The 13,137-nt window shown below is 55.7% G+C and carries 10 protein-coding genes and 1 tRNA gene; 8 read left to right on the forward strand and 3 right to left on the reverse strand.

The window, feature by feature from the left end; all coding sequences use genetic code 11:
- Positions 1 to 53 precede the first annotated feature (53 nt).
- On the forward strand, positions 54 to 968 hold the full coding sequence (locus tag ACR0AH_RS16955; protein WP_170567234.1) for a helix-turn-helix transcriptional regulator: 915 nt from the start codon (positions 54 to 56) through the stop codon (positions 966 to 968).
- On the opposite strand, the gene ACR0AH_RS16960 is transcribed toward ACR0AH_RS16955, so the two are convergent.
- Both ACR0AH_RS16960 and ACR0AH_RS16965 read right to left on the reverse strand, forming a co-directional pair.
- Positions 961 to 2,175 (reverse strand): winged helix-turn-helix domain-containing protein, encoded by a 1,215-nt coding sequence (locus ACR0AH_RS16960; RefSeq protein WP_480592905.1) that lies wholly within the window; start codon positions 2,173 to 2,175, stop codon positions 961 to 963. The genes ACR0AH_RS16955 and ACR0AH_RS16960 overlap by 8 nt on opposite strands.
- A 6-nt stretch (positions 2,176 to 2,181) precedes the next feature.
- Entirely contained in the window at positions 2,182 to 3,207 is a 1,026-nt protein-coding gene (locus ACR0AH_RS16965) for a LacI family DNA-binding transcriptional regulator (RefSeq protein WP_170734093.1), read from the reverse strand.
- 114 nt (positions 3,208 to 3,321) lie between these two features.
- Between ACR0AH_RS16965 and ACR0AH_RS16970 the strand changes: the two genes are divergently transcribed.
- From ACR0AH_RS16970 to ACR0AH_RS16985, 4 genes are all read left to right on the forward strand, one after another.
- Positions 3,322 to 3,398, forward strand: a tRNA-Arg gene (locus tag ACR0AH_RS16970).
- Positions 3,399 to 3,553: 155 nt separating this feature from the next.
- Positions 3,554 to 4,411: a hypothetical protein gene (locus tag ACR0AH_RS16975; RefSeq protein WP_170361218.1), complete on the forward strand. Its 858-nt coding sequence runs from the start codon at positions 3,554 to 3,556 to the stop codon at positions 4,409 to 4,411.
- Positions 4,408 to 4,878, forward strand: coding sequence for a plasmid mobilization protein (locus ACR0AH_RS16980; RefSeq protein ID WP_226689051.1), 471 nt, complete (start codon positions 4,408 to 4,410; stop codon positions 4,876 to 4,878). The genes ACR0AH_RS16975 and ACR0AH_RS16980 overlap by 4 nt, the downstream gene beginning before the upstream one ends.
- Entirely contained in the window at positions 4,875 to 6,431 is a 1,557-nt protein-coding gene (locus ACR0AH_RS16985; RefSeq protein WP_170361220.1) for a relaxase family protein, read from the forward strand. Before ACR0AH_RS16980 ends, ACR0AH_RS16985 begins: the two co-directional genes overlap by 4 nt.
- A 323-nt stretch (positions 6,432 to 6,754) precedes the next feature.
- On the opposite strand, the gene ACR0AH_RS16990 is transcribed toward ACR0AH_RS16985, so the two are convergent.
- A complete protein-coding gene (locus ACR0AH_RS16990; RefSeq protein WP_480592907.1) occupies positions 6,755 to 7,750 on the reverse strand; it encodes an AraC family transcriptional regulator in 996 nt (331 codons plus the stop codon).
- A gap of 140 nt (positions 7,751 to 7,890) precedes the next feature.
- Here ACR0AH_RS16990 and ACR0AH_RS16995 point away from each other — a divergent pair, with 140 nt between their 5' ends.
- The 3 genes from ACR0AH_RS16995 to ACR0AH_RS17005 all read left to right on the forward strand — a co-directional run bounded on the left by ACR0AH_RS16995 (position 7,891) and on the right by ACR0AH_RS17005 (position 12,827).
- Complete coding sequence (locus ACR0AH_RS16995) at positions 7,891 to 9,567, forward strand: alkaline phosphatase family protein (protein ID WP_170361224.1); 1,677 nt, start codon at positions 7,891 to 7,893, stop codon at positions 9,565 to 9,567.
- A gap of 104 nt (positions 9,568 to 9,671) precedes the next feature.
- On the forward strand, positions 9,672 to 11,180 hold the full coding sequence (locus ACR0AH_RS17000) for a DUF1214 domain-containing protein (protein ID WP_216602361.1): 1,509 nt from the start codon (positions 9,672 to 9,674) through the stop codon (positions 11,178 to 11,180).
- Positions 11,181 to 11,381: 201 nt separating this feature from the next.
- Entirely contained in the window at positions 11,382 to 12,827 is a 1,446-nt protein-coding gene (locus tag ACR0AH_RS17005) for an IS1182 family transposase (RefSeq protein ID WP_170361226.1), read from the forward strand.
- The last annotated feature ends 310 nt before the right edge of the window (positions 12,828 to 13,137 follow it).

Genomic DNA, 13,137 nt, shown 5'->3' on the forward strand with positions numbered 1-13,137 from the left:
AGATGGTTCGCGTCGTAGCCTCATCCTTACCTTTAACAAACGGTTCAATGCAGATGGATGGGCCCAAACCGCCAGAACCGGCACCGCCTGCACATATTGCAAAGCAGGATTTGAGCGAACGAGTGGGCGCGCGTGTACGCCGGGCGCGTCAAATGCGAGGCATCCCGCGCCGGATCCTGTCTGAGAACTCGGGCGTTTCCCCACGCTATTTGGCGCAGCTTGAGGCGGGTGAGGGCAACATCTCGATCGGCGTGTTGCACCGTGTCGCACAGGCACTGGATTACAAAGCCGAATGGTTGATTGGTGAAGATGATCCGTGGGATTCGGATGCTTTGCAGATAGTTGAGCTTTTCCGACAAGCCAGCGACGACGTCAAAGAAAGCGTCAGGCGTGCATTGCAACCTCATCCAGATGAGGATGCACGTGCGCATCGGGTTTGTCTGATTGGGTTACGCGGAGCGGGTAAGTCAACTCTTGGCGCTATGCTGGCTGCTGCACAAAGACTGCCGTTTGTTGAGCTCACAGCCATGATTGAAGAGATGGCCGGCATGCCCATGTCTGAAGTGATGGCGTTCTACGGGCAAGACGGGTATCGCAATCTGGAAGCGCAGGCGCTGGATCGGGTGATTGCAGAGCATGATCGGGTCGTGCTGGCAGTCGCGGGCGGGATCGTATCAGAGCCTTCGACCTATGCGACCCTGCTTGGCCGGTTTCACACCATCTGGCTGCGCGCGTCACCGACCGAGCATATGGACCGCGTGCGCGCCCAAGGCGACGAACGCCCGATGGCTGGAAATCCCAAGGCGATGGAGCAGCTCAAGAACATATTGGCCAGTCGCGAGGCTTTGTATGGGCGGGCAAATGCGCAGCTAGATACATCGGGCAGGGCGCCCCATGTTTCGCTGAACGAGCTGCGCCTACTGATTGAGGAACAAGGTTTCCTGATCGAAAAATTGGGTTCTATTTAGGATCTTTCAGCCAATCCTTTTCAAATTCCACCCCGTCCAGTTCCGCAAATCGCCGTACCCGGTCCAATTCGGCCTGCAGGCGGCGGGTTCTTGCGTCAGACCAACGCACCGACCGTTCTGGCCATACGGATCGGACTTGCAACAGTCCACGGTCTCGCTGGGCCTTCATGTCGATGCGTCCGATCAACCGGTGCCCTTCAAGCAACGGAAAGACATAATAGCCGTAGGTACGCTTGGGTTCGGGTACGAACACCTCGATCCGATAGTGGAATCCGAACAACCGCTCGGCCCGGTTCCGGTCACGCAACATAGGGTCAAAAGGGCTGAGAACTCTGATCCGGCCCGGCGCATCGGGCAGCTCTGTAGCGTGTTCACATAGACCGGGGCGGGCGAACACTTTTCGTTCCCGCCCGTCTGCGCATTCGACGCAGATCTCTTCGATTTCACCCTGTGTTAGAGCCTGTTGGCACCAGGATTTTGCCTCGGCAGCGCTTACCGTATCCCAGAACGCGGCAAGCTCTCCCGATGTGGCGAACCCCAGCCGGTCGAGTGCGGCGTTACACAACCAATCCACAGTTTCATTTGCGTCGCAATGCAAATTGCCGGGGCAAAGTTGAGTTTCTATAACCCGCTCTGTCAGGTCATAGCGTTTCTGAAACCCATCGCGTCCAACCACGGTCAGCGCGCCGGATCGCCAGAGATATTCCAGCGCGGTCTTGGATGGATGCCAGTCCCACCAACCGCCAGATCCCTTTTTCTCGTCTTTTCCGACATCGGACGAGCCAACCGGACCATGGTCGCGGATATGTTGTAGGACGGTTTCGAACTTTTGCTCAAACCCGTCACGCCGCCAGTTCTTCCAGCGGGCTTTCAACATGTCGGCATCGCGCAGGAACCGCAGATGCCAATGGCGATAGAATTCCATTGGGATCACCGCCGCATCGTGCGTCCAATGCTCAAACAGCGCGCGGTCGCGTTCGTAGAGCTGCTTGAGGTAGCGCGAACGATAGCTGGGCTTACGCGCATATAGGATCATGTCATGCGCGCGGGCGACGGTGTTGATACTGTCGAGCTGGACAAACCCTAAACGATGGATCAGCTGTAACAAGTCATCGCCTTTGGAACTTCCAGTAGGCTGTTCCAAAAGCGCGTGCCGATCCATGAACAGCGCCCGCGCCGCGCGGTTGTCCAGACGTTGCAGCGCCATCTGGCGTTATCGCCGTTTCAGCGTGTCGCCATAGCTGATCTTGGGGGTCAGGGTAACGCGGGTTTCAACCTCGGATTCCGGATCGGCCAACTTCGCCGCAATGATCTCGGCCGCGGTGCGCCCAATCTCGGTCCGGCAGGCATCCATCGTGGCCAGCTTGCGCGGCAGCCCCTGCAGCAGCTCTACATTGTTGAATCCGGCTAAACCGATCTGACCGGGCACGTCGATCCCTTGATCCAGCAAATACAACAGCCCACCCGCGCCGATCATATCGTTGGAATAATACAGAAAATCCAACTCGGGCGAGCGTTCAAGCATCGCTTGTGTCATCTCGCGCCCCTTGGCCAGCGCCGAGCCACCCGAATAAAATTCACGGTCCTCAATCTCGATCCCGTGCTTGCCCAGCACTTCGGTGAACCCTTCGAACCGTTTACGGGCACGGTGGTCCAACGGCATCTTGGTGCCCATAAACCCGATATGCTCATAGCCCGCCTTCAGGATTGCCTGCGCCATTTCGCGCCCGGCGCGGCGGTGAGAGATTCCCACCATCGCATCCACCGGTTTGCCATCGGTATCCATGATCTCGACCACCGGTATGCCAGCTGAATCCAGCATAGCGCGCGCGGCTTCGGTATGCTCCAGCCCGGCAATGATCACGCCTGAGGGCCGCCACGAGAGCATCTCGTACAGCACTTTTTCTTCTTTTTCTGGCAGATAGTCCGTGACGCCAACCACCGGCTGCAGTTCAGTATCTTCCAGCACCTGATTGATACCGGTTAGAACTTCGGGGAAGACCATATTTGACAATGACGGGATGATCACAGCGACAAGATTCACCCGGCTTGACGCCAATGCTCCCGCGATCTTGTTGGGCACATATCCCAGCTCTTTTGCGGCGGCCAAAACACGGGTACGGGTGGCATCCGACACATCCCCGCGATTACGTAGCACCCGGCTAACGGTCATTTCGGATACTCCGGACGCTTCCGAGACATCACGAAGGGTAAGCGGGCGTTTTGTTTCTGTTGTCACCGAGATACCTGCATTGTTTGTTTGGCTGATGGTAGCGTGAACAGGGCGAATTGTTCAACTGTTGTGCAAAGCTCATGACAATCTGAAAAAACCCCGCTAGAGAAAACGACGCGCGGCCCCGTGGCTCAACTGGATAGAGCAGCCCCCTCCTAAGGGGCAGGTTGCAGGTTCGAATCCTGCCGGGGTCGCCAAAACCACCTGAAAAATATGGCTTATTTACAGGACGTTGTGCGGAAGACTGCAAAAAGTCCCGTCAGCTTTCGGGCCGTAATCGACTGAAACGACCGATTTCTCGTACAAAACCTGTACAAAATTCGCACGTTTGTGCGTATTTCGGGGGCCAATCATGAGCCGCCATAGCTTTGATCCCGAAATCGCGGGACGTGTTGGCCTGAACGCGGCGGTGATTTTCCAGAACATCACCTTCTGGATCGAGAAGAACCAAGCCAATCGCCGCAACCATCGAGACGGGCGGTATTGGACTTACAATTCGATCTCGGCCTTTAGTGAGTTGTTCCCCTATCTGAGCGAAAAGCAGATCCGAACAGCGCTCGAAAAGCTGGTCAGTGCAGAGCTGATCATCAAGGGCAATTTCAGCGATGATCGCTATGACCGGACCTGTTGGTATGCCCTGGGCAACTCCATTTGCCCAAATGGGCAAATCGATCCGACCGAAAGGGAAAATGATGCATTTGCCCCTGAGGGCAAGCCATCTGCCCCAGAGGGCAAATCCTATAAGAACAGATATAAACCATATCAAAAACCAAATCCTTCGCACGCGAAGGTAGCGGTGGAGGATGAGGTTTCAGAAAAGATTTTGTCCGCCTATCCCGAGGATCGCGTTCGCGGCAAAGCGGTTTGTAACTCGCAGATCCGCCAAGCGCTGGCCGACGGAGTGGACGCCAAAGACCTCGAGGACGCCGTGCGGACCTATGCGACCGAGAGCGAAGGCTTCACCCGCTCCAAGGTGTGCTTCTCCGACAATTGGTTCTCCTCTGGCCGTTGGTTGAAATACCTTCAGGAGGTTGAGGAGGCGCGAGAAGCGGGCAAAGCCAAAGAGGTGGAATTGCTGAAAGGTTTGGCCGACTGGGTCACGGACAAGCATCCCCTTTGCCGCCACATAACACCCGGCCAAGTGACCGCTTTGCTAGCCGCGAACCTAGTCAGCTCAGCTGAAATCGAAGCGGCGGGGCTCAGAGCATGAGTGCGACAGACCCCCACAAAGAGCAGAGAGCAAGGTTACCCACCGATTACATCGGCGGGTCTTGTGAGGGGCGGCAAGCCTCCCCTTCAAACCCCAACCAGACGCACGCAAGCGGCGTCAAAGAGGGCCTTTCCGAGAGCGTGATCTTTCGATGCACACCGTCGGAAAAGGCAGCGCTTGTGGCCAAGGCGCGCGCGGCTGGCCTGCCCAATGCCACGCTGATGCGTGAGGCCTTGGGGCTAACCGAGGCACGTCGGCGCAAGCCCGTCCCGCGAGTTGACCCGAAGCTGACTTTTGCGATTGCCCGCGTCGGCGGCAACCTCAATCAGCTCTCCCGCTGGATCAACGGCGCGGTCAAATCCGGCCGCGCGAGCCAGATCGACGCGCTCAAGGTCGCGGTGCAGCTAGTGGCCATCGAACGGCAGATGGCGCAGATCGTGGCGGCACACACGGGCGGTGGCGAATGATCATCTCGTTCTTTTCCACCGGCACAGGCGGCGGAGCCGCACCCGTCGACTACCTGACAGCGCGTGAAGTTCTTGCCTATGACGAGAACCGCCACCTCATCCGCGACGACACCAGTAAACCGCAAACCAAGATCCGCGACCCGTTGCCTGAGGTGCTGCACGGTAACCCCGACCAAACCCGCGACCTTATCGATGCGAGCTCCAACAAATGGAGCTACACGGCAGGTGTGATCAGCTTTGCCGACAGCGACGATCCCAGTCCCGCCGCCCAGCAAGAGGCCATTGAGCTATTTGAGGCTCTGGCCTTTGCTGGGCTGGACAGGGATCAATACGATTGTCTCTGGGTGCGCCACTCGCATGAAGGCAATGTCGAGCTGCACTTCTGCACGCCACGCCTTGAGCTGAGCACGGGCAAGGCGTTGAACATCGCACCGCCAGGCCATGAAAACGCCTTTTCCAGCCTGCGTGATTTGATGAACAAGACGCACGGTTGGGCAGACCCTTTGGAGCCAGATCGCACTCGCGAAGTGAGGGCGACGATTGAAGCGCCGACGCGCGCGCAAGGTCGCGAAGCGCTGCACGATTGGATCCTCGATCAGATCAGCGTCGGCACCATCACCGACCGCGCCAGCATGATCGATGCTTTGGCCGATGCAGGCTTTGATATCCCCCGTGCCAGCAAGAATTACATCACCGCCAAAGACCCTGACACCGGCGAGCGCTGGCGTTTGAAAGGAGAGATTTTCCATGACGACTGGCAAGCCGAACCGCCTCGCCGAGAAATTGAACGCGGACCTGGAGACAGTACGCAGCGACCACGCCGCCTTGATGGCATCTCAACTGGAGAGCTTCAGGAGCGATTTCAGCAGCATTGCGACCAGCGCGCTGCATACAATCGAGACCGATATCAGGTTCTTTCTGAGCGACAGCAGGAGCGAGTTGGAGAGGCGGAGCGAGACGATCAGGCGCTGGTTGACGATCTCACCCTGGGTGATCGTGGTGATGGTCTCATCCTGGATCGCGACAGTGCTGATCGCGAGTTGGTTTTGGACGGGTTTGATCACGCGCTCGGAGATGACGAGGCTTGGCCTGACACGGATCGAACAGGCTGGGCAGACATGGGTGACGCTGGACCCCGACCGGACCGAATTGAAGACCTGCACCATGGCCGGGACGCCGGTCATCTGTATCGAGATCAAGGAACCCTAGATGACACAGACCCTGACAGCATTGGAACGCGAATTGCTCGCATCCGTCGAGCGGTTGGTGACGGCCTGCGAGAGTTCAGCCAAGGAATTGCACGCCTTGGAGAAGCGCTCGACCAGCAGGATCGAAAGCAAGGTGAATGGCTTGGCGCATTGCGTGGCGCTATTGATGAAATCACATCTCACGTCCGTCACCACATTGGCCGACTTGCTGCGCGAGGAGCAGAATTACGCGACGCTGCAGGCGGGGTTAGAGACCAGCTGGAAACTAGCGAAAGACGCCGAGAAGCGGTTGACCGAGAGCTAGACGCGAGAGATAGCCACCGCAGCGCCGGACATTCGCTTTGATCTAACTGCAAATGTTGGCGTGGTTCGAGGGTCTGCAGTGGGAATCTTAGATTCGTTCTGCAGCAATTCACCACACGTCTGCGATTTCTTTGCTGGGTGCGTATGCGGATAAACCGGAACTTCATGTAGAATGCAGCGAAGAGCTCGAAAGAGCCTAGTACGACAGATGCTGCAATTTGCACAAATGGCAGGAATTGCTGAATAGCCGGCTTCGGGCAGCATGTCTGGCAGTGGTTAGATAGAGCTGATGAAACGACCCGCGAACATCCTTTTGCGCTTTATAGCTGAGAAGAAATGAACAGATTTTTCTTCTCTAAGCTGGCTCAGTTTCCCTTGACCCTCGAATACTGACTCGGCGTGATGCCGGTTTGATTTTTGAAAGCACGGGAAAAATTCTGAGGGTTTTCGTACCCGAGCTCAAAGGCGGCTTCTTGAACGGTGAACTGTTTGGTAGCCAGTATTTCTTTCGCTCGGTCAACTTTGGCTCGGTTCACCACCGACCGAAAGCTCTCCCCCTCGGCAAGCAGCCGGCGTTGTAGAGTGCGAGGTCCTATGTCGAGCGCCAGTGCCGTGCGGTCCAGCGACACTTTTTGGGAATCGAGATGCTGCCTCAAAACGGCAATGACAACGTCCGCGTAGCTTTTAGGCGCAATTGGTGCGATTTCGCGATGTAGATCGTAAACTGTGATCGGTTTCCCCGGACACGGCCCTGAAGATGTCGCCATGTCAACTTTTGGGAAGCAGATTTCCAGACGTCCTGTGTTCCAGCTCACCTGGCAGCCGAATGTGATTTCTGCATCATCGGCAACTCTCGGTTTCGGAAAATCGCATTTGATTGCACTCGGAGTCCACTTACGCCCAAGATAGTGGCGAAAGATGCTGAGCATGGAACCAAGTGCTGAATAAGCAATCTCTGGATACACGTGATGCTGGCGCAGACCAAACCTGTACCCATAGCAAGCAAGGTTTCCATTATACCGAAGTGTGGTTCGGTCGGCAGAAGAGTGCAGCGGCATTATCGAACCTGCCCGTTGTAATGCTTGTCCTAAAGTCGGTGCCGAGAGGACGTATTCGCCCCATAAGCCATAGTCCCGAACGGTTAGGTTGGGTGCCCACATCAGACCAACATTCTTGCCGCCAACTTCCTGACAGATCCTGGCAACAAAGTTCGCGAAGGACATTTCCGGCAGATAGCCCTTCTTGTGATCAATTAACTCTTGGGTAAGGGCAGAGGCAGCAAGGGCCTTTCCAAGAGTGCGCGCGCCAAATTGCTCCAGAACAAAGTCTGGCATGGGGCCAAGAGCTTTGGCGGCGATCATGGGCGGCAGTGACAAATCGAGCTCCTGCGAAACCTGTCGTGAAATGACACTCGCATTCAGCATGAATGCGCTATCAACTACAAGGTGGGCGAACTTTAACTGCGCAACGTAGCGCGCGTGAACCATCAGGAGGAAAAGTCATGTTGCGGTTCTGGTTAATAACTCTTTCGATGACCATTACGGCACCTGCTCTTGCACAGGAGGCGCCCAAGCTCATACTTCAGCTTACGGTTGACCAGCTTCGCGGTGATCTGATTCAACGCTACAGCAAGGGTATGGGCGAAGATGGCTTCTTTCGGCTGATTAACGAGGGCGTTCACTATGCAGATGCCCATCATCGCCACGCGAACACGGAAACCATCGTCGGCCACACGACACTCGCAACCGGGGCGGACCCCTCGGTGCATGGTATGGTGGCCAATCTTTGGTTTGATCGGGTGACCGGGCAGCAATTCTATAACGTGCAGGATGCCGATTACCCGCTTGTTGGTGCCAGTGGCGTTGACAAGGACAGCGAGATCGACCCGACGCAACGTGCAGCCACCACCGATGGCCGGTCGCCGCGCTCGATTATTACCTCGACCATCAGCGACGAAATCGCGCTGCATTACGGGCCAGAGGCCAAGATCTTTGGTGTGTCGGTCAAGGACCGCGGCGCGATTTCGATGGCAGGGCATGCGGGGCAGGCCTATTGGTTTTCGAAATCTGACTATGGCTTTGTAACCTCCACCTACTACCGGGAAGATTATCCTGATTGGGTCGAAGAGTGGAACGATTCCGGGAAGGTCCGCTCTTATGAGTTCCGCGACTGGAACCTGCTGTTGCCAGAAGAAAACTATCTCTTTGCGAACCGGGACAATCAGGAATGGGAAACCATCATGGGCGAGTTCGGCCGTGTTTTCCCCCATTCGTTTGGACCGGCTGACGGAGATTATTACACAACATTGCTGACAATCAGCCCAGCGGGGGACGCGCTGACGTTGGACTTTGCCAAGGCCCTGATCGAAGCGGAAGACATCGGTCAGGATGATGTGCCCGACTATCTGGCAGTCAGCCTGTCTTCGACGGATTACGTGGGCCATATCTTTGGCCCCTCCAGCCTTGAATCCGAGGACAATCTGAAACATCTCGACAAGGAACTGGGCGCTTTCCTGACCTATGTTGATGAGACGATTGGTCTGGATAATGTGCTGATCGTTTTGTCTGCGGATCACGGCGCGTCGGAAACTCCGGGTTCCTTGGCCGAAATCGGGATTGAAGCGGAGTATTTCGATTTTAACGCAATTGATAGAGAACCGGGCTTTAACCGGCTGAAGGAACAATTTGGTGTTTCCAAGGAACTGATCGCAAACTTCTCACAGCCTTATCTGTACCTGAACAAGGAACTGATCAGAGAGCGCGGGTTGAATGAGCTGGAAGTTGAGCGTGCTGTTGCCGAAGAGCTGGTAAAGATCCGAGGGATTGCCTTTGCTGTCGGCGCAACCGAACTGCGCAACGGACTGGTCGGCGATACACTTGTAAACCGGGCGGTCGAGGCGAATTTCCACCCTGATCGGTCCGGCGATATCTATATCGTTTTTGAACCGCACTGGTTCGTTGCCGATCTGGATGGACTGATTGTCGCCGGCTCGCACGGTGCGCCCTGGCCGTATGACTCTTATGTGCCCATCATCGTTTCTGGCCCAAACATCGAAGCTCAGCGTGTGGTTCGCCGCGTCGAAACCGTCGATCTTGCCCCTACCATTGCTGCATATCTGGGGATCAAGGCCCCGACGGGGGCTGGTGGTAAGATTTTGCTCGAGGTGTTCGAAAACTAATTCGACAATATGAGAATCCACCTGGCAATCCCTATCGGAAAGGAATGCCGGTGATACCCAATTCTTTTGGGGTTCTGCGCCCCCTAATCTGAGGAGACACAACCGTGTTCAAGCCAATAAAAACCTTTGTACGTTCTGCGGCCCTTGCCGGTCTACTGGGCTCTGGCGCCGTGGTCCCGAGTGTCAACGCTCAACAGACATTTGATGATACAGGTGATATTCTTGCGAGATCTGCACAGGTCGAAGATATCGAATATCAGATCATGGTTCAGCGTGCGACGCAGACTGCCCTTTGGGGAATGCCAGCGGCGGGTATGATTGACTTCCTGAAAGGGATCAGGCGCGACCTCGGCGGCGATTACAATGATGTTGTCTATTTGAACAAACCATTTGATTCCAGACATGGTTTCTTAACCGCCAACGACGTGACGGCCTATTCATGGGCTTCAATGACGTCCGCGCCCGGTCCGCTGGTGATCGAGGTTCCTGCAGCCAACGACAAGGTCGACTATTTCGGGTCTATCGTAAATGCATGGGATCAGCCTATTGCTGATGTTGGGCCAGATGGGTTCGACAAGGGTAAGGGCGGCAAATACTTGCTGCTGCCCCCGGGATATAACGAGAAGTCCTTGGAAGAGCTGGAAGCTGCTGGCTACTTCCCGTTTGAGACGGACACCTTTGAATCCGGCTTCTCCTTTCGTCCACGCCTTTACAACGGGGCCACGGATCTTGATGCGGCGGAATATGCCCAGACCATCAAAATCTACTACCTGTCCGAGGCCGACAACCCGCCTCCGACTACTTATCACGAGGCATCTGAAGTGCCTTATGACTCACTGCCCTATTACAACGAGACCTACTTTCAGGATCTGAACGACTATGTTCAGAACAACCCGATCCGTCCGCAGGACAAGATCATGATCAATTTCCTGAAGGATCTGGGCATCGAAAAGGGCAAGCCGTTCGAGCCGACGGAGCGTCAGATGAAGGCGATGAACGAAGGTTTGGTTCTGGCCTATGCCTCTATGCAGCGGTATTTTGTCGAGCCTGGCCTTGCAACTATCCCGTTGTGGAAGAACGAGGATGGCTCGCTCAAGAACCAGTGGTTGGTCTGGGATTTTGCAGAAGGGCAACCACAGGCAGGTTTCCCGTATGAGACAGACACCGAGGTTTTGGTCGATGACCGGGCTGGTGGTACCTATTTCTGGATCACATACCTGCCCAAACAACTGGGTGGCGGAACCTTCTACCTTACGGGTCTGCGCGACAGCGACGGCGAGATGTACGACCATAACAAGACCTACAAGCTGAACGTTCCTGCGGATACGCCTGCGGACAACCTGTGGTCAGTCATTGTTTACTCAATGGAGACGAAGAGCTTTATCCGCAATGTTGATCCTGTCGGTTTGTCGTCGCGAAATGAAGACACGATGCAGGTCAATGATGATGGTTCTTATGACATCTATTTCGGCCCCGAAGCGCCGGAGGGCAAAGAAAGCAACTGGATCCCGACGACAGAAAGCTACTTCCTGCTCTTCCGTCTTTACAGCCCGACGCCGGGCTGGATGGAAACTGGCTGGATGCTTGGAGATGTGGAGAATATTTCCGACTGATAATTTGGCTTGGGCGCCGGGCGAAATGGGCATCTGGCGTCATTTTTTTCTGTGTTAGCAAAAAAGTGTTTTCAATGAAGTCTCTGAGAGCAGCCATGCACCAAAACTGTACGTAGGTCAGCTTTGTCCGGAGGCTGTGTGAAAACTCCCGCTGTTGCCGGAGAGATGGTATGCTTTCGGCATTGGATGTGGAGGCATTCCATGGGGCAGTTTATCGAAGGCGTGGATCGACATCAGGCGATGTTGTTGCCCGAATGTCTGGACGATTATGTTGACGAAGACAGCGCCGTCCGAGCGATTGATGCATTCATCGATATGCTCAGCTTGGCGGATTTGGGTTTCCAAACCTCACCAGCCGCGACCGGTCGGCCTGGTTATCATCCTGGACTTATGCTGCGGGTCTATCTCTACGGATACTTGAACCAAATTCAGTCTTCGCGGCGGCTAGAGCGGGAGTGCGGCCGCAACCTGGAACTCATTTGGCTGACGGGCCGATTGAAGCCCGACTTCAAGACGATTGCCGACTTCCGCAAGGATAACGGTCCGGCGATCCGCAAGGTATGCCAACAGTTCGTCGCTCTATGCCGTGACATCAATCTGCTGGATGGAAACCTGGTCGCCATCGATGGCAGCCGGTTCAAGGCGGTGAATGCCAAGGCCAAGAACTACACGCGCGGCAAGCTGCGCCAGAAGCTGGGTGAGATCGACAAGGCCATTGAGCGCTATCTGGGTGAACTGGATCGCGCGGACGAGGTGTTTGAACAGACCGGCACCGTGTTGCCCGCGGCACGAATGGAACGCACGCTGAGAAAGCTGGAACATCTGCAAAAGGAAGCGGCGCGCTACAGATCAATCGAGAGACGCATGGATGAAACCGGCGAAACGCAGGTGTCTCTGAGCGATCCTGACGCGCGATCCATGGCCACAACGCCCCGCATGCCCCGCGTCGTTGGCTACAACGTACAGACGGCGGTTGAAGCCGAGAACCACCTGATCGTCGCGCATGAAGTCACCATGCATGGATATGACAGGGATGCCTTGTCGATGATGGCGGCGGCTGCGCGCGATGCGATGGCCTTGGATCGGATCGAGGCCATAGCCGACAAGGGGTATTACAAGAGCGAGGAAATCCTTGCTTGCGAAGAAGCCGGTATCTCTGTCGTCGTTCCCAAGCCTCAAACCTCGAATGCCGGAGCCCGGGGCCAGTTCGACAAAGCCGACTTTGCCTATGATGCGGAGAACGACGTTTATATCTGCCCCGCTGGCGAGCAACTGAGCTACCGGTTCACGGGGCCACAGGACGGCAAAGCTATCAGGGTCTACTGGTCGAGCAATTGCGAAAGCTGTGTCATCAAGGACAAGTGCACCACTAGCAAACAGCGCCGCATTCGCAGGTGGGAACATGAAGACGTGCTGGAACGCGTACAGCATCGGCTGGACCAGGACCCCACCCAACTGGCTGTTCGCAGCATGACCGTCGAGCACCCCTACGGCACGATAAAATCGTGGATGGGAGCTACACACTTCAAGATGAGACGGTTGAAAAACGTTGCCACGGAGATGGCCCTGCACGTTCTTGCCTACAACTTGACCCGTGTCATGAAGATCATCGGCATCCCGGCTTTGGTTGCCGCGATGAAAGCCTAAAAGGCGCCTCCTTGGCCAAAAAACAGCATCCCGAAGAAGCTAAATCGTCCCGATGGCCTCAGAAACGGCACTCTGGCCAAATCTGAAAGATCAAAGAGGACAAATCGAAAAAATACGCTCCAACACCCAACCCCGGGGAAAGCTGCACGAACCTAGCCCGTTTCCACACAGCCTCTCCGCTCAGCGGACCTTCGCCGCACGCCACATCAAGGTCTGCAATGCGGAGATAGTGTTGAAAAAGTCGGTTGATTGGTTGGTCTGGCGCTGATTCACTCGTTTTGAGAGTGGAGGACTTAGCAATGATGGGACC

Source organism: Ruegeria sp. AM5 (genome assembly GCF_056540645.1).